We start from the raw sequence: 16,308 nt of genomic DNA on the forward strand, positions 1-16,308 counted from the left end.
AAAGACCCAGCGGTCGGGACGAAAAGCTGGCAGCAATCAAACAAAAAGCGGAACATCCGCCTTGACACACCAAATCCCCATGTGAGCAATCCAGAGTCTTACCGCGGAGGGATTCTGGATTGCTTCGCTGCACTCGCAATGACGATGCGGATAGAGCCTAGCACATAGCGATCAGGTGGACTCGCGGCGACGCCCCCTCAACCGGCGTGCGCGCCCAAAAACCTGCCGTGCTCGGCTTCGGTCGCCTCGTTGGCGGGGAACATGCACTCGAGCCGTAGTTCCTCTGCAGTGACCGTCTGCGGCGTTCCGACCGTCGTGATCAAGGAGAAATAGTCCAGCGTCACACCGTCCTTGACGAAGGACAGCGGGATCATCGGCATCGCATCGGAGGCCGAAGGCGCACGCCATTCCGGCTTCACCCCGGGATACTGCGACAATTCCTCCAGCAGCGCCTTCGTCCTGATATCGACGACGTGCCCGACCGCCTCGCGATTCACCCGTGCGAGCAATCCGCGGGCGGCCTGCGGCCAGTTCGCGACGAAGGGACGCATGCCGTCCGGATCGAACATGAGATGCAGCAGGTTTCGTGGCGTCGGCCGCGCCGACATGTCGACGAAGCAATTGAACAGAAGCGGCGCAGCCTCGTTGGTCATCAGCACGTTCCAATATCGGTCCATGACGATGGCGGGAAACGGCTCGTGCTGACGCAGCATGCGTCGCAGAGCATGGTTGATGCTCGTCATCGCCGGCGTGTCGAGCGCTGGATCAGCATAGGACGGCGCGTAGCCGGCGGCCAGCAGCAGCTCGTTTCGCTCACGCAGCGGGACGTCGAGGGCTCGCGCAAGATCGAGCAGCATCTGGCGGCTCGGAACGCTGCGGCCGCTCTCGACGAAACTGATGTGCTTCTGCGAAACACCGGCGTCGAACGACAGGTCGAGCTGCGTCTTGCCGCGAATGTCTCGCCATTGACGCAGGAGAGCGCCCGCCGAATTGGCGCGTGTCTTGAGGGCGCTGGCCATCGCTTTCATGGTCGGTCGGTCCTTCCCGTCGATCTGCGGTACCGTCAATACGCATAGGCGGCGGTGCGTCGGTATACCCGAGGCGCCGCCGCTAGTAGCAAGTTCGAGGCGATCAACCGAAGGCGACTGGGCCCACGGCGCCGACCCAGTGCCGTACCTTGGTATCGTCCGTCTCGTCCATGTAGAAGAAGTGCGTCATCGTGGGATGCACCGCCTTCATCGAGGGATCATCGGGTGTCATGTCGACGACGCCGCGAAACACCTTCAGGGAGCCTGCATCCCAATATTCGGTGACGCGATGCAGCGCGGTGAAGCCGCTGTCGATGAAGGCCTTCAGATTGGCGCGGATCGCTTCCCGCCCCTTCCAATCGGCGACGCCGAGATTGCAGACGGCATCCTCCGCAAAACAGTCGAAACCTCGTCCGAAAGTCTTGTCGTCGATCTCCTTCCACATGTCGAGCAGCCATCCCGGCGGCTCCTTTCGCGTAAACACGACTTGCATCTCTCTCTCCTCATGCACCGACACACGCGCGACAGGAGGCTTGATAGGACGCTTCCTGTCGGGTGAATGATGTGGAAAGTAGTCAAGCTGCGAATTGGCTCAATTACATCCGAGGTAATAAAGCGGGTTCAGAAGCCGTCCTCTTTCCCAGAGCCGGACTTTATGGAACCCTGCGGCAATGCGCCGGATCATCGTCGTTGGCTGCCAGGGTAGCGGAAAGACGAGCCTCTCCCGGAATCTCGGGCAAAGGCTTGGTCTGCCCGTGATCCATCTCGAAGTGCTCTACTGGCGGCCGGGCTGGAAGCCATCCGACAAAGCGAGCTTTCGAACGCGCGTCACTGACGCGATCGCGGGCGATGCGTGGGTTGTCGACGGCAGCTTCTCGGGACTTGCCTTCGATCTCACGCTCGCGCGCGCCGATACACTGGTCGTCATCGACCGCCCGCGCTGGCTCTGTCAGTGGCGCATTCTCCTGCGCTCCGCCTTCGATCGCGACACAACACGACCTGACCTCCCGGAGGGGTGCCCCGAACAGTTCGACTGGAAACTGATGCGCGAGGCTTGGTGCTACGACACCGAGCGTGCGCCTGTCATCGAGGCCGAACGTGCGCAGTATGGCGCCGACGTCCCGGTCGTGCGCTTGAGACGCGATCGGGACATCCAGGATTTTCTGGATTCGGTGCACGGCAAATGATCGACGGCCGTAATGTGAGACCGGACGATCAGGCTTTCTTCTGCGCGATACGCGCGGCGAATGCCTTCATCAGGTCCGCGTCCGCCGCCTCGCCTTTCGCGTCCTCGGCGAGATGCTCGAACCAGCGCGCAAAGCCCTCGTAAATCTGGCTGGCCGGATGATCGGGTCCGAGGAAACCGGAAATCTCCCGCATCTCCGCGACCCAGCGATAGGCCTTCGGGATCATATCCGGCAGCGCGACTTCGAGCCGGGCAAGGACCGCGGGTTGGCTCATTGCGAGCTCGTCACGCAGCGCATCGGCCGCGCCCGCTTTCGTTGCCGCGACCACCATCGCCGCGCCGATGCCGGCGAGTCCCTTGACGATGCCGGCATAGGACATTTTCAAAGCCGAGGCTGCGCCGACCGGGCCCTCGACGATCCGCACGTCGAGCCCAAGGTCTTTGAGAACAGCGACGTCGCCGGCATGCTCGCCGGACATGTAGAAGGCCGGGCTCTTGCCGCCGGGCTGCGGCGGAAATCCGATGATGCCGGCATCGACGAATGGCGCCTGTGCCGAGCCGATGATCTCCTCGATCCTCTTGACGGTATCGACGTTGACGGCGTTGCAATCGACCACGACCGGTTTCTTCTCGCGCCGGACGATCAGCCCCGCCAGCCGCTCGGCGAGCGCCACGGCTTCGCCCGGCGGCACGATCGAGAGGATGATGTCGGCGTCGGCGATCTCATCGTCCTCGGCGCCGATCATGCCGGCATCCGCCGCGCGCTTGCGCGTCGCCTCGCTCCGCCCTTTCAACGACGTCAGCACGCGCGCACCGTGCTCGCCGAGGCGGCGGGCCACGGCGCTGCCCATGGCACCGGGCGCGAGGATCGCAATGGTCTTTGACGTCGTTTTGGACATCATGCACTCCAGATCGAATCCGAGCGACGCGCTCAGTTCAACCGGAGACTAGCAGAGGACGCGGACGCCCGCGTCACCGGCGGCCATCCCTGGGAGGAATGGCTCTACTCCACCTTCGCAGGCTGGGCCTGGAGCGCCGAGGCGTTGGCAATGCGCGCGGCGTTCGCCATGCCCGCGAGCGCGGCGGCCTTCTTCGGGTCGGGCGTAGAGCCCGGCTGCACCACGCCAGCCGACATAATCAGGGTCGCGGCATCCTCGGTGCTCATGTCGACCTCGACGATCTTGCTCTTGGGGACGTAGAAGAAGAAGCCGGTGGTTGGGTTCGGCGAGCACGGCAGGAACACCGAGACGTGCTCCTCCTGACCCGGCAGGCTGCGAGAGACGTCCTCGTTCGGCGATTGCGAGATCAGCACGATCGACCACATGCCCGGCGAGGGAAACTCGACCAGGCCGACTTTGCGGAAGCTCGAGCCCTTGCCCGAGAACAGCGTCTCGAATACCTGCTTCAGGCCGCGGTAGATGGCGCGCACCGCCGGGATCCGGCCAAGGAAGGTCTCGCCGACATCGACCAGGGTCCGGCCGATGAGATTGGCCGCGAGGAAGCCGACCAGAGTCAGCGTGAAGAATGCGACAATCAGTCCCCAGCCGGGGATGACATACGGCATGTAGGTTTCAGGCCGATAGGCCAGCGGCACGAACGGCCGCACCACGCCATCAACCCAGGTGACGAACCACCAAACCAGATAAAAGGTGATCGCAACCGGTCCCGTCACCACGAGGCCGGTGAGGAAATAATTGCGGAAACGGCCCATCAGGCCGGTATGCGGTTCCGGCGCGGGATCAAGCGGCGCAGGCGCGTCGTCGCGGGGGGTCATTCGGGTTCCAGGTCGGTCGCAGCACACAAGCTAGGGTCTTCTAGCAGGTTTTGGAAGACCACGAAGCGACCGACCGATATCCCTTGTGTCTATTATCCCTTGTGCCTATTCCACGGTTGCCTATTCCACGGTCACCGATTTCGCGAGGTTGCGCGGCTGGTCGACGTCCGTGCCCATGACGACAGCCGTGTGATAGGCGAGCAGTTGCACGGGAACGGCATAAACGATCGGCGTAAAGGCTGCCGCCATATCAGGCATCACAATGGTGACGAGGGACTCGACGGTCGCCTCTTCCGCGCCTTTGGCGTCGGTCATCAGGATGATGTTGCCGCCGCGGGCGGCGACCTCCTGCATGTTTGAAACCGTCTTCTCGAACACGCGGTCGTAAGGCGCGATGACGACGACCGGCATGGTCTCGTCGATCAGCGCGATCGGGCCGTGCTTGAGCTCGCCGGCGGCATAGCCCTCGGCGTGAATATAGGAGATCTCCTTCAGCTTCAGCGCGCCTTCGAGCGCGAGCGGGAAGCTGGTGCCGCGGCCGAGATAGAGCACGTCACGCGATTTGGCGATCTCGCGTGCGAGCTTCTCGATCTGGGGCTCGGTGGTGAGCGCATCCGTCATCAAACGCGGGATCTCGACGAGGCCATGGACCAGCTTGGTCTCGTCCTCGTCGGACAGCTCGCCGCGGGCCTTGCCGGCCGCGATCGCAAGATTTGCCAGCACCATGAGCTGGCAGGTGAAGGCCTTGGTCGAGGCCACACCGATCTCGGGTCCGGCGAGGGTTGGCAGCACGGTCTCGCTCTCGCGCGCGATGGTCGAGGTCGGCACGTTGACGACGGCAACCGTGTGCACGCCCTCGGCCTTGGCATAGCGCAGCGCGGCCAACGTGTCGGCGGTCTCGCCCGATTGCGAGATGAAGATGGCGAGATCGCCCTTGCGCAAGGGCGCCTCGCGATAGCGGAATTCGGAGGCGACATCGACCTCGACCGGCACGCGCGAGAAGCGCTCGAACCAGTATTTTGCGACGAAACCGGCGTAGCTCGCGGTGCCGCACGCCGTGATGTTGATGCGCTGGATGTCCTTGAAGTCGAACGGCAGCTTGACCGGCAGCGACACGCGCTCGGTCGCCATGTCGACATAGCGCGCCAGCGTGTGGCCGACCACTTCAGGCTGCTCGTGGATCTCCTTCGCCATGAAGTGGCGGTAATTGGCCTTGTCGACCAGCGACGTCGAGGCCGCGTGTCTGATCTTGTCGCGCTGGACGGCATGGCCGTCCTTGTCGAAGATGTCGGCGCTGTTGCGGGTCAGCACGACCCAGTCGCCATCCTCGAGATAGCTGATCGTATCGGTGAACGGGCCGAGCGCGATGGCGTCGGAGCCCAGATACATCTCGCCGTCGCCATAGCCGATGGCAAGCGGCGGGCCGTTGCGAGCGCCGATCATGAGGTCGTTGTCGCCGGCGAAGATGAAGCCGAGCGCGAAGGCGCCGCGCAGCCGCGCCAGTGCCAGCTTCACCGCCTCGACCGGCTTGTTGCCACGCGTGAGCAGATCGTCGACCAGATGCAGCACGATCTCGGTATCGGTCTCGGTGTGGAACACCGCGCCGTTCTTCTCGAGTTCCTGGCGCAGCTCGCGAAAATTCTCGATGATGCCGTTGTGGACGACAGCGACGCGCTCGGTCGCATGCGGATGGGCGTTGTTCACGGTCGGCTTGCCGTGGGTGGCCCAGCGGGTATGACCGATGCCGGTCGTGCCCTTCAGAGGCCCCGCTTCGAGCCGCTTCTCCAGATTCTTCAGCTTGCCCTCGGCGCGGCGGCGCTCGAGGTGTTTGCCTTCGAGCGTGGCGACGCCCGCGGAATCGTAGCCGCGATATTCAAGACGTTTGAGCGAATCCACCAATTGCTCTGCAACCGGTTCGCGCCCGAGAATGCCGACAATCCCGCACATGCGGCTCACTATCCCCCAAATCGTCGAAAAATCGCCTAAACGATACGCTCGGTTTTTAGCGAAGTTCCTAAGCAACCAGATACTCAATATTTATTGCTGATTGAGACAGCGCCTCGTCACGCCTGCTTCGACTGCGTCGAATTGGCGGGCGTTAAACCGCGTCCGTTAACTTCTTGTCAACAAATTTGGCCAACGATTTCCCCTCCGGGAGATAAGGCCATGAAAGGCTCGTCCGACCGCAAAGGTCTGTCATCGACATTCGTGCACGCCAGCGAGACCACAGGCACGCACCTTGCGCATTGGCCACCGCCCCAGCGTGCCATGGAGCGAGGCAAGGAAAGTAAGCCTGTCCTCGCCACGCAGGCCACCGGCGAACCGGCAAAGCGCGCCAGGCCGCGCGGCTGGCGCTTGAAGCGAGCGATGTTCTCGGATGTCGCCGACGACGACTAGCGGCCACGTAAGACGACCCTCATGGTGAGGAGCGCGAAGCGCGTCTCGAACCATGACGGCCCGGATCTCGCCCGCGGCCATCCTTCGAGACGCCCGCCTCCAGCGGGCTCCTCAGGATGAGGACGGAGTGCGCTTACTACAAGCTAGAAACAGTTCCTCTCATTTCTCCGGCTTCTTGCCGCGCGTCTTGATCTCGCGGTAGCGCGCAGCGCCGCCTTCCCTGATAGTCTGCGGGCTGCGCTCCAGTGCCATGGCATCGTCCGGCACGTCGCGCGTGATCACCGAGCCCGAGCCGATATAGGCGCCATTGCCGATCGTCACCGGCGCGACCAGCGAGGAGTTGGTGCCGACGAAGGCACCCTGCCCGATCACCGTCTTGTGCTTCTTGAAGCCGTCGTAGTTGCAGGTGATGGTGCCGGCGCCGATGTTGGAATTGGCACCGATGGTGGCATCGCCAATATAGGAGAGATGGTTGACCTTGACGCCGGCCTCCAGGGTCGCGGCCTTGGTCTCCACAAAATTGCCGATGCGCGCGCCGTCGCCGAGCGAGGTGCCGGGGCGCAGCCGCGCATAGGGGCCGATCGAAACGTTCCTGCCGAGCGTGGTCTGCATGATATGGGAGAACGAGTGGATCACCGTGCCGTCGGCGATCGACACGCCGGGACCGATCACCACGAACGGCTCGATGGTGACGTCCTTGCCGAACACCGTGTCGGCCGCGAGAAAGACGGTCTCGGGCGCGATCAGCGTCACCCCGGCTTCCATCGCAGCCTTGCGCAGCCGTGCCTGCATCACGCTTTCGGCCTCGGCGAGCTGCGCCTTGGTGTTGATGCCGCGCACTTCGTCCTCGCTGGTTTCGATCACCACGGCATCCCATCCCTGTTCGCTGACAATGCCGACCGCGTCGGTCAGATAATATTCGCCCTTGGAATTCGCATTGCCGATCTTGTCGAGGATCGCCAGCGCGCGGCGTCCGTCGATCGCCATCACGCCGGCGTTGCACAGATCGATCTTGCGCTCCTCTGCGCTGGCATCGGCCTGCTCGCGGATAGCGACCAGGCGGTCGCCCTCGACGATGAAGCGGCCATAGCCGGTGGGGTCGGCGGCGCGAAAGCCGAGCGCGGCGATCGCCGCGCCCTTGGCGAGCGGCGCGCGCAGCCGCGCGAAGGTCTCGGCCGAGATCAGCGGCGTGTCGCCGAACGCGATCAGCAGATCATCGATACCCCGCGCAATGGCATCACGCGCCGCCAGCACCGCATGCGCGGTGCCGAGCCGCTCGCCTTGCACGAAGGTGAGCGCGTCGGGGCGGATGCGCTTTGCTTCGTCCGCCACCGCCTGATGGTCGGGGCCGATCACCACCGCGAGCGAGGTACCGGTTCCCTTGGGTGCAGCGCCGAGCACGTGGGCGAGCAGGCTCTGGTGCGCGACCGGATGCAGCACTTTCGGCAGGCTCGATCGCATGCGCGTGCCTTCGCCGGCGGCGAGCACGATCGTGAGGCTGGAACGGGCGGTCATCGAAAATCCTGTCAGATACGGCCGAATCAGTTGGCGGCGGCAGGTCGATGCCGTCATGAGCTATCGCCTTGCTACCCCCGCAATCGCCCGGAATTCAAGTGCGACAAGGTTTTCCTGTTAATGTTCCCTGATTGATTCGGGGAAGCCGGACAGGGCTGGGCGCTTAAACGTACATGGCAAAGGATTCCGACCCACTGGCGGATGCCTTCGGCACCAAGGAGACCGGCGGGCTATTCTCCGGACTTGTGGCCGAGGAGAGTTCGTTCGATCGCAGCATGATGTGGCGGCTGGGCTCGTGGGGCGTGGCGGCCGTCGGCGCCGTGGTGATTGCCGTATTCGCCAACCAGGCCCAGCTCGGCTGGCGGCGCGACCAGGTCGCGTCGGCCGATCTCGCGCACCAGGCCGACCGGCTCCAGATGCTGACCAAGGAGAGCCAGAACGAGGCCCGCCGCCTCGCCTCTGCCATCGAGACACTGAACACCGATCGCGACCGGCTCTATTCGCGCGTCACCGTGCTGGAGCAAGGGCTCGATTCTGTCACCGGCGCCATCGCCAGGCAGACGACCACGCCGCCGCAGGCGTCCGCTGCGAAGCCGCAGGACGCGCCAGCTTTGGTCGGACCGCCGGCGCCCAGCGTCGCGCCAGTCGCCTCGACACCAGCATCAGTCAGCGACAAGCCGCGCACCGAAGTTGCCAAGGACTCGCCGAAAGACAGCGCAAAGGAGCCGTCGGGCCCGCCGACGCAGAGCGCGGCCGCCGCCTCGCTCCTGTCGCACGCGCCGCTGACGACCTCGACACCGCCGATGCTTCCGCTGGTGCCGTCCAAGTCGATCATGGCGCCGCCCGATCCGGCCGCATCAAAACTGGTGCAGCCCGAGGCAACTGAGAAGGCTGCCGAGAAGAAGCCCGACCCGGCGCCCGCTCCGATCGAAGTGGCTGCTGTGGCAGCGAAGCCGCCGGAGGCCGCCGAGAGCGAGGCTCCTGCGATTGCGGTCCAGCAGACGCGCTTTGCGATTGATCTCGGTGGCGCGAACTCCGTCGACGGCCTGCGTGCACTCTGGCGCGGGCTGAGCAAATCCAATCCGGAGATCGCGGCGCTGCGGCCGATCATCATGATCAAGGAAGGCAACACCGGCCTCGGCATGCAGCTTCGCTTGGGAGCCGGCCCGCTGATCAACGCCGCCGCAGCAGCCAAGCTCTGCGCAGGCCTCGCCGAAAACGACCGCCACTGCGAGACCACCGTGTTCGACGGCCAGCGGCTGTCAATGCGCGGCGGCCAGGAAAAGGGACAAGGAAAGACTCAGGATCGAGTTCAGGAGAAGAACTCCGACAAGACCCAGGACTCGGTGCCGCAAGCCGACACCGCCTCGGCGCCCGCGCCCGCCGCCAAACCGGACAAGCGCCGCCACAGCTATTCCTCAAAACGCTCCTCGAAGCGAGAGGAGCCCGCGCCTGCTCCTGCGGCTCCGCAGCCAGCCGCACAGGCGAAGCCGGAGACGGCGCCGGCGTCAGCGGGATCGACGTTGTCGTCGTTCTTCAGGCGATAAGCCTTGTGGACTGCGGGCAGGCGCCAATAATCGCCGTCAGTAGAAAATCGTGGCGTCATGCTCCGCTACCCTGAGCGTGGATGACTTGCACACCGCCACAATGGCGCGCAGTTGCGCCACGATAGGCAGAAACTTCCACCTGCCCTGTTGCCCCCTCCCTTCATCCCGACCATATTGCGGCCATGACAAAAAAGCCCTTCCGCCTCACGCCCTACCAGGTGCAGTTCCTGATCGTCGTCGGCTTCGCATCCGTCGGCTATGCGCTCTATCTGCGCTACCTCGGAATCGAAAACTCGCAGGTCGGGCTCGCCTGCGACGCCGGGCTCCAGACGCTGATCTGCAAGGCGCGCTCGGTCTCGACGGTGCTGTTCAAGAATTCGGTGTTCGGCATCGTCGCGCTGGTGGTAGCGACGCTGAATCTGATGCGGCCGTCGATCGTGCTGCTGACCGTCGGCATCATCGCCGCCGGCCTCGGCATCGTGCTCTACAATGTCGTGCTGTCGGGCCTGGCGATCGGCCTGTTCATTCTTGGATTTGCTCGGCCCGCGCCCGCCACATCGTGAGCGCGAACAACAAATAGATCGCGCAGGTCCACAGCGACTGCCAGTTGTCGCGGCCCTCGTTGACGAGCACGTACGCGGCCGACAGCGTCAGCACGCCCGCGAATACCGATTCCGCGATCGGACGCTGGCCGATCTGCGGCCGGTTCAGCATCAACAGCGCGAACGGCACCACCGCCATCGTCAGCGAGGCGTAGGGGAAATCCTTGTAGCGCGGATCGAACACGAAGCCGAGCGCGGTCTGCGCCGCGATCACCGCAGTCACCGCCAGCGTGAGGCCCAGCACGGCGGTGAGCTTCGACCATTTCCGGCCCTCGCGCGGGCCCAGCAGATCGAGAAAGGTCGGAAGACTGCGGCCGATCACCATCGCCTGCGCGCAGAAGATCGGTGACAGGATGCCGGCCGCGAGCAGCGCGCCCCACAGCAGCCAGCCGCCGATGCCGTAGCTCTCATAGTACATCTTGTCGGCGCCGATCCCGAGCAGGATGCCCGCTGAGGTCGCCGAGATCGCCACACCGAGCCAGGCCGAAAAGCGCGGCGTCCAGGGCCTGCGCCGCAACGTCAGGCCGGCGACCGCGAACACCAGCACGCAGAGGCCCATGCCCGCGCCCATGTACCATTTCCAGTACGGGAAATTGCTGATCGGCTCGCCCGGCGGGTATTTCAGCCTGCGGTGCACCGAGTCATAGAGCCCCCAATAGCCGCCGACAGTGCCCTCCAGCTTGCGCTTCCACGGCTGGTCGTAGGACTCGATCAGATTGACGCGGAATTTCTGCGCTTTCGCGAGGGTCAAAATCTCGGAGACGACGCGCGCCTGGTTGGTGCGCGACGGCAGCGCGCCTTCGCGCATGCGCCCTTCGCTCGGCCAGCCGGTTTCGCCGATCAATATCTCCTTGCCGGGAAACGCGACTGCCATGCGCTCGCGGATCGCCTCGACATGGGCGGCGGCGAATTTCGCCTTGACCGGGAAATCCTCCCAATAGGGCAGGATGTGGATCGTGACGAAGTCGACGGCGTCATAGACCTCGCGGTTCTTCAGCCAGAACTCCCAGACGTCGGCATAGGTGACGGGCACGCTGACCTGCGCCTTCACCGAGCGGATGATGGAGACGAGATCCGCGGTCGTCATCTCGCCACGCAGCAGCACCTCGTTGCCGACGATGATGCTGGTGATGATGCCGGGGAAATCCTTGGAGAGGCGGACGGCGAGCGCGGCCTGCTCAAAATTCTTGGTGCGGTTGCTGGAGAGCCAGATCCCCTGCAGCAACTTCAGCCCGCCGATCCTGGCGGCGATCGCCGGCACCTGGTCGAGGCCGTTCTCCATCGAATAGGTGCGGACGCAGTCGGTGATCTCCTTGAGCTGCCGCAGGTCCTGCTCGATCTGATCGGCCTCGATATGGGTCCATGCGTTCAGCGGCGACTGCTCGCCGCGGAACGGCGCGTAGGAAACGCACTGAACCTTGTCGGCGGGATCGATCGGGGCGCGCGCGAGCGTGATCGGCGTGGCAAGCCACCACCACACGGCAGCAATCGCACCCAGTGAAACGAGCAGAAGCGCCAGTGGCGTACGAAGAGAAATCAGTTCCGTCCTCCCGCGAAGGGCCGTCGATTACCTGCTCGCACGCCATCTGCCAAGGGGGGGCTCCGGTATGGATCGATCCCTCCCCTGAGGAATTTGCCTGCGGCCGTTCGACAGAGGCCTAGGATCGTGACTTTGCTGGACAAAATTTGAAATTCAGGCCATGGAATCGAAAGGACTTTTCCGCCGCATTGGAGACCCATTTGGACGCCATCACCGGCGCGTCCGCGAGGTCCTGGCGCGGACGGTCAGTGAATATATTGGGGAATTCATGCGGCAACGGGTGTTCGGGTTACGAAATGCGGTCCTGCGGCAGTTCGCCGCCACCTTGGCCGTTACTTCCCTTCTCGTCATGGTCGGTCTCGGTGGCGCCTCCGCCCAGAGCGGTACGCCCGCCCCGGACCAGAGCAAGGCCGCGACCCAGCCCGCCGACGCCGCCAAGGACGCGGCCCAGAACCAGCGCCGCACCGACGAGTTCGCGGAAGCCGCCCAAGTCATCAACGGCCCGGCCGGCAATCCCGAATGCGTCTGGCTCGGCCGCCGCGTGGTGCGGCTGATGTACCGCGACGACCTCGACACCGCTTTCCGCCATCTCGACCTCTATGACCGCTTCGGCTGCCCCGGCGGCCATATCCAGGCGGCATTCCGCTGCCTGACCCGGTTCGGCGCCCAGATCGATCCCAAGGTCGCCGAGACCCTGGACAGCCGTGTGCACGCTTGCTGGATCAATCCGGCCTCCCAGCCGCAGCAGGCGGCGGCGAGCCCCTCCCAGCCGGCGACGCCGACCACCGGCAACTCGCAAGGGCCGCAGCCGGCCGCAAGCCCGTCACCTGCGGCCAGCCCCTCGCCCGCGCCGCAGAAATAGCCGCGATTGTTTCAGCCTACGTTCAGGAACGATCGGCGATAGCAAGTGTTGCCACTGCCGCGCTTTTGCGAAAAAGGCATGCCCTCGTACGGACATGAGGGCATGACAGTTGTGAAACCGCGCGGCAGAGGTATGCTCCACTTGCCGCGGACTCGGTCGGATCTCGGGGTCGGATCCGCTTCCCTGCCATCTCAGCCCCTTTTGGTTTAGCCGCGATGCGCGTTGTCGCCGCCGTTCTGTTGCTTGTGTCCGTGCTTCACGCCGGCATCTGGGGAGTCATGCGCGACAGGGAACCCGCGCCCGACTTCAAGGGCCTGTTGCCCAGCCTGTCTTATACGCCGTTCGAACCGGGACATATTGTCGACAACAACATCGACCCCGACAAGATACGAGCCGATCTGAAAAAGCTCTCGACCCTCACACGCGCCATCCGATCTTACTCGGCGACGGAAGGCAACGAATTGGTGCCGCCGATCGCCGCCGAGTTCGGGCTCAAAGTCACGGTCGGAGCCTGGATCGGCAAGGATCCGGAGCGCAACGAGCGGGAGATCAAGGCCGCCATCGAGCTCGCCCGCAAGAACAGCAACGTGAACGGCGTCGTCGTCGGCAACGAGGTGATCTACCGCGGCGAGCAGAAGGTCGAAGACCTCATCGAGATGATCAAGCGGGTGAGGAGCGCGGTCCGCGTGCCCGTCACCACCGGCGAGATCTGGAACATCTGGCGCGACAATCCGGACCTCGCTTCCAACGTCGATTTCATCGCCGCCCACGTGCTGCCCTACTGGGAAAACTTTCGCTCGGACCAGGCGGTCGACCAGGCCGTCGACCGCTACAACCTCTTGCGCAACCTGTTCCCCGGCAAGCGCATCGTGATCGCCGAGTTCGGCTGGCCGAGCGCGGGCTATAATTTGCGCAACGCCGACCCCGGTCCGTTCCAGCAAGCGCTGACCTTGCGCAATTTCGTCAGCCGCGCCGAAGGCCTCGGCATGGAATACAACATCGTTGAAGCCATCGATCAGCCCTGGAAGTACTTCGAAGGCGGCGTCGGACCGTACTGGGGTATCCTCAACGCCAGCCGCGAGCCGAAATTCGCTTGGACCGGCCCGGTGGAGAATCCCGACTATTGGAAGTCGATGGGTATAGCGCTGCTGGTCGGTGTCCTGTTGTCGCTGCCGATCCTGCGGCTGGAACAGCCGACGGCGAAGCAGGCGTTCCTGCTGTCAGCCGCCGCCAATGGCGTCGGCGCCTGGGCTGCCACCGTGTTCGCGTTCTGGAACGGGCACTATTTCATTTTCGGCTCGGCCTTCGCACTGACTCTGGGCATGATCCTGCTTGTTCCCCTCGTCCTCATTGCGATGGCGCGCATCGACGAGATCGCGGCCGTCGCGTTCGGCCGGCCGCCGCAGCGGCTGCTCACGAAGGGCAAACCGGTCGAGAACGTTCCCGAGAATTACTTTCCAAAAGTCTCGATCCACATCCCCGCTTATTTCGAGCCGGTCGAGATGCTCAAGCAGACGCTCGATGCGCTGTCGCGGCTGAACTATCCGAACTACGAATGCGTCGTCATCATCAACAACACGCCGGACCCGGCCTTCTGGCAGCCGATCCAGGACCATTGCCGCACGCTCGGTGAACGCTTCAAGTTCATCAACGCGGAGAAGGTGCAGGGTTTCAAGGCCGGCGCGCTGCGCATCGCGATGGACCGCACCGCCGTCGATGCCGAGATCATCGGCATCCTCGATGCCGACTACGTCGTCGATCCCGACTGGTTGAAGGACCTCGTGCCCGCCTTCGCCGACCCGCGCGTCGGTCTGGTGCAGGCGCCGCAGGAACATCGCGACGGCGATCTGTCGATCATGCACTACCTCATGAACGGCGAATATGCCGGCTTCTTCGACATCGGCATGGTCCAGCGCAACGAGACCAACGCCATCATCGTGCACGGCACGATGTGCCTGATCCGCCGCGCCGCGATGGACATGGCCGGCGGCTGGTCGAGCGATACGATCTGCGAGGACTCGGATCTCGGCCTTGCGATCCAGCAACTCGGCTGGACCACGCACTACACGAACCACCGCTACGGTCAGGGCCTGCTCCCCGACACCTACGAGGCCTTCAAGAAGCAACGCCATCGCTGGGCGTATGGCGGCCTCCAGATCGTCAAGAAGCACTGGCGGAACTTCCTGCCCGGAAAGAGTCGGCTGACGGCTGACCAGAAGCGCGAATATGGTCTCGGCTGGCTGAACTGGCTTGGGGCCGAAAGCCTCGGCGTGGTCGTGGCGCTGCTCAACCTCATCTGGGTGCCGATCGTGGCCTTCGCCGACATCGCCATCCCCGACAAGATTTTGACGCTGCCGATCATCGGCGCCTTCATCGTCTCGCTCGCGCACTTTTTGTCGATGTACCGTGCGCGCGTCGCGATCAAGCCCGGCCAGATGCTGGGCGCCATGATCGCGGCGATGAGCGTGCAATGGACGGTGTCGCGCGCGGTCGCGCAAGGACTGATCACCGAGCACATCGCGTTCGCGCGCACCTCCAAGGGTGGCCTGTCCCGGATGTCGATAGAGTTCCAGGCGTTCTGGGAGGCCGTGATCGGCGCCCTGCTCCTGATCGGCGCCGGCGTGCTGGTCGCCTCCAACAGCTATCGCCAGATCACCGAGATCTACATCTTCGCGGGCGTGCTGGTGCTGCAGAGCCTGCCGTTCCTGGCAGCGGTCGCCATCGCCATCCTCGAGCTCAGCCGCATCAACTCGTTCCAGTTCTGGCGCGATAGTGCGATCCGCACCGCCGAGCTGATCGGGCTCCGCCCCGTCGCGCTGCCGACCCCCGCCGGCACGCCGCAGCCGTTGCCGAACGAGGTCCGGCGCGAAGCGAACTGATGGCGAGACGACCTCGCGGCGCGGGCGCGGCCCTCGGCCGGTAAGCCATCCTCGCTCTTCGGCGTGGATGACTGTCCGCCAATCAAGGTGAAAATTCCCGACTTAAACCACGGAAGCGGCGAGCAAATCCCGACTTCTGCCGCGGGTTTTGGCAGCCACCCCTGCTATTGACCTCCGCGCCCCATCCCCCTACACAGCGCGGGCCGAAAGCATGATCCGGAGAACAGCCGGTTTTCCCCGCGACGCAAGTAGAGCGTAGCAGCAAGACATGCTTCTCGAATGTCCGAACACGATGGCGATCTCTTTGAAAGCCATCAGCGGCCATGGGAGCGCGTAGCTCAGCCGGTAGAGCACGTGACTTTTAATCACGGGGTCCTGGGTTCGAGCCCCAGCGCGCTCACCAACTAAATCAATAACTTATTGCAAATTTCCAATACACCCAAAAAGCACTGTCTCTGTACCATGTCTGCAAACGCATTAGCTGCCTCGATCGCAGCGTGGTAGTTGCCGGCTATGGTCTCGAGCCTGCTCGCTCCCGCGGCATGGTCCAGCCGGCCGCCGGATCCAGACAGATGCGCTCCAATGCACGCGAGCCCGTCGATGTGGTGCCGATCGTGCGGAACGGTAGCCGGCGTAGGCCACGGGCTTCGCAGCGGCGTCCTGCGGCCTACAACGGCTAGTCCCAGAGGCCGCGGCTTACGTGGTCACCGCGCAGCCGTCGGGTTACGACTTCCTGCCATTGGCCTAGTCAGCGCGTTGCACGCTAGGCGTACCCGCGGGCCCCGCTACGATGCTCTCCTTTTGGTAGAAGCGCGCGATGCAGTCGTTCGGGAGCCGGCCGGGGTTGTCGGTCACATCGCTGTTCATCAACGTCGTCGGGTGAGCCGTGTGCTGCGCAACCACCAGCCTCTGCTCAGGAGACAGGGTCAGGCGCGCATGACGTTCCATGCTCTCGAGCCAGAACACGCTAAAGCCGTC

The 16,308-nt window shown here is 64.1% G+C and carries 13 protein-coding genes, 1 tRNA gene and 1 pseudogene; 7 read left to right on the top strand and 8 right to left on the bottom strand.

Annotated features, from left to right (window positions below):
- Positions 1-197: 197 nt before the first annotated feature.
- Both ABIB00_RS37625 and ABIB00_RS37630 read right to left on the bottom strand, forming a co-directional pair.
- Positions 198-1,028 (bottom strand): helix-turn-helix domain-containing protein, encoded by an 831-nt coding sequence (locus ABIB00_RS37625; RefSeq protein WP_354107845.1) that lies wholly within the window; start codon positions 1,026-1,028, stop codon positions 198-200.
- A gap of 103 nt (positions 1,029-1,131) precedes the next feature.
- Positions 1,132-1,521, bottom strand: coding sequence for a nuclear transport factor 2 family protein (locus ABIB00_RS37630; protein ID WP_354107846.1), 390 nt, complete (start codon positions 1,519-1,521; stop codon positions 1,132-1,134).
- Between the two features lie 178 nt (positions 1,522-1,699).
- Between ABIB00_RS37630 and ABIB00_RS37635 the strand changes: the two genes are divergently transcribed.
- On the top strand, positions 1,700-2,215 hold the full coding sequence (locus tag ABIB00_RS37635; protein WP_354107847.1) for a P-loop NTPase family protein: 516 nt from the start codon (positions 1,700-1,702) through the stop codon (positions 2,213-2,215).
- 28 nt (positions 2,216-2,243) lie between these two features.
- Here the strand turns inward: ABIB00_RS37635 and ABIB00_RS37640 are convergent, their stop codons facing one another.
- The 3 genes from ABIB00_RS37640 to glmS all read right to left on the bottom strand — a co-directional run bounded on the left by ABIB00_RS37640 (position 2,244) and on the right by glmS (position 5,935).
- On the bottom strand, positions 2,244-3,113 hold the full coding sequence (locus ABIB00_RS37640; protein ID WP_354107848.1) for an NAD(P)-dependent oxidoreductase: 870 nt from the start codon (positions 3,111-3,113) through the stop codon (positions 2,244-2,246).
- Positions 3,114-3,217: 104 nt separating this feature from the next.
- Positions 3,218-3,988 (bottom strand): DUF502 domain-containing protein, encoded by a 771-nt coding sequence (locus tag ABIB00_RS37645; protein ID WP_247346839.1) that lies wholly within the window; start codon positions 3,986-3,988, stop codon positions 3,218-3,220.
- Positions 3,989-4,108: 120 nt separating this feature from the next.
- The gene (glmS, locus tag ABIB00_RS37650) at positions 4,109-5,935 is read right to left on the bottom strand and encodes a glutamine--fructose-6-phosphate transaminase (isomerizing) (RefSeq protein WP_354107849.1); all 1,827 of its coding nucleotides are present in this window, start codon (positions 5,933-5,935) and stop codon (positions 4,109-4,111) included.
- Positions 5,936-6,154: 219 nt separating this feature from the next.
- Between glmS and ABIB00_RS37655 the strand changes: the two genes are divergently transcribed.
- Positions 6,155-6,385 carry a hypothetical protein gene (locus ABIB00_RS37655; RefSeq protein WP_354047837.1) on the top strand — a complete coding sequence of 77 codons (231 nt, stop codon included), beginning with the start codon at positions 6,155-6,157 and terminating at the stop codon, positions 6,383-6,385.
- A 159-nt stretch (positions 6,386-6,544) separates the two neighbouring features.
- Here the strand turns inward: ABIB00_RS37655 and glmU are convergent, their stop codons facing one another.
- Positions 6,545-7,900: a bifunctional UDP-N-acetylglucosamine diphosphorylase/glucosamine-1-phosphate N-acetyltransferase GlmU gene (glmU, locus tag ABIB00_RS37660; protein ID WP_354107850.1), complete on the bottom strand. Its 1,356-nt coding sequence runs from the start codon at positions 7,898-7,900 to the stop codon at positions 6,545-6,547.
- Between the two features lie 173 nt (positions 7,901-8,073).
- On the opposite strand from glmU, the gene ABIB00_RS37665 reads away from it, so the two are divergent.
- Positions 8,074-9,447: a hypothetical protein gene (locus ABIB00_RS37665; protein WP_354107851.1), complete on the top strand. Its 1,374-nt coding sequence runs from the start codon at positions 8,074-8,076 to the stop codon at positions 9,445-9,447.
- Between the two features lie 182 nt (positions 9,448-9,629).
- On the top strand, positions 9,630-10,010 hold the full coding sequence (locus ABIB00_RS37670; RefSeq protein WP_247447232.1) for a hypothetical protein: 381 nt from the start codon (positions 9,630-9,632) through the stop codon (positions 10,008-10,010).
- Here the strand turns inward: ABIB00_RS37670 and ABIB00_RS37675 are convergent.
- A complete protein-coding gene (locus ABIB00_RS37675; protein ID WP_354107852.1) occupies positions 9,970-11,529 on the bottom strand; it encodes a glycoside hydrolase family 17 protein in 1,560 nt (519 codons plus the stop codon). The two genes, ABIB00_RS37670 and ABIB00_RS37675, sit on opposite strands and share 41 nt — an antisense overlap.
- A gap of 328 nt (positions 11,530-11,857) precedes the next feature.
- Here ABIB00_RS37675 and ABIB00_RS37680 point away from each other — a divergent pair, with 328 nt between their 5' ends.
- From ABIB00_RS37680 to ABIB00_RS37690, 3 genes are all read left to right on the top strand, one after another.
- A complete protein-coding gene (locus ABIB00_RS37680) occupies positions 11,858-12,451 on the top strand; it encodes a beta-1-3, beta-1-6-glucan biosynthesis protein (protein WP_354107853.1) in 594 nt (197 codons plus the stop codon).
- A 215-nt stretch (positions 12,452-12,666) separates the two neighbouring features.
- Positions 12,667-15,330, top strand: coding sequence for a glycosyltransferase (locus ABIB00_RS37685; RefSeq protein ID WP_354107854.1), 2,664 nt, complete (start codon positions 12,667-12,669; stop codon positions 15,328-15,330).
- A 327-nt stretch (positions 15,331-15,657) separates the two neighbouring features.
- A tRNA-Lys gene (locus ABIB00_RS37690) sits at positions 15,658-15,733 on the top strand.
- 341 nt (positions 15,734-16,074) lie between these two features.
- Here ABIB00_RS37690 and ABIB00_RS37695 read toward each other — a convergent pair.
- A pseudogene (locus tag ABIB00_RS37695) lies at positions 16,075-16,308 on the bottom strand (hypothetical protein); the annotation flags it as partial.

The sequence above is a fragment of the Bradyrhizobium sp. LB14.3 genome (genome assembly GCF_040547985.1).
In the GTDB taxonomy this organism is placed as follows: Bacteria; Pseudomonadota; Alphaproteobacteria; order Rhizobiales; family Xanthobacteraceae; genus Bradyrhizobium.

What these genes read in the sequence shown, in the direction of transcription:
- glmS (WP_354107849.1), bottom strand. Translation starts at nt 5,935, where the DNA reads ATGTGCGGGATTGTCGGCATTCTCGGGCGCGAACCGGTTGCAGAGCAA.
- ABIB00_RS37645 (WP_247346839.1), bottom strand. Translation starts at nt 3,988, where the DNA reads ATGACCCCCCGCGACGACGCGCCTGCGCCGCTTGATCCCGCGCCGGAA.
- ABIB00_RS37665 (WP_354107851.1), top strand. Translation starts at nt 8,074, where the DNA reads ATGGCAAAGGATTCCGACCCACTGGCGGATGCCTTCGGCACCAAGGAG.
- ABIB00_RS37655 (WP_354047837.1), top strand. Translation starts at nt 6,155, where the DNA reads ATGAAAGGCTCGTCCGACCGCAAAGGTCTGTCATCGACATTCGTGCAC.
- ABIB00_RS37670 (WP_247447232.1), top strand. Translation starts at nt 9,630, where the DNA reads ATGACAAAAAAGCCCTTCCGCCTCACGCCCTACCAGGTGCAGTTCCTG.
- ABIB00_RS37685 (WP_354107854.1), top strand. Translation starts at nt 12,667, where the DNA reads ATGCGCGTTGTCGCCGCCGTTCTGTTGCTTGTGTCCGTGCTTCACGCC.
- ABIB00_RS37630 (WP_354107846.1), bottom strand. Translation starts at nt 1,521, where the DNA reads ATGCAAGTCGTGTTTACGCGAAAGGAGCCGCCGGGATGGCTGCTCGAC.
- glmU (WP_354107850.1), bottom strand. Translation starts at nt 7,900, where the DNA reads ATGACCGCCCGTTCCAGCCTCACGATCGTGCTCGCCGCCGGCGAAGGC.
- ABIB00_RS37635 (WP_354107847.1), top strand. Translation starts at nt 1,700, where the DNA reads ATGCGCCGGATCATCGTCGTTGGCTGCCAGGGTAGCGGAAAGACGAGC.
- ABIB00_RS37625 (WP_354107845.1), bottom strand. Translation starts at nt 1,028, where the DNA reads ATGAAAGCGATGGCCAGCGCCCTCAAGACACGCGCCAATTCGGCGGGC.
- ABIB00_RS37680 (WP_354107853.1), top strand. Translation starts at nt 11,858, where the DNA reads ATGCGGCAACGGGTGTTCGGGTTACGAAATGCGGTCCTGCGGCAGTTC.
- ABIB00_RS37640 (WP_354107848.1), bottom strand. Translation starts at nt 3,113, where the DNA reads ATGTCCAAAACGACGTCAAAGACCATTGCGATCCTCGCGCCCGGTGCC.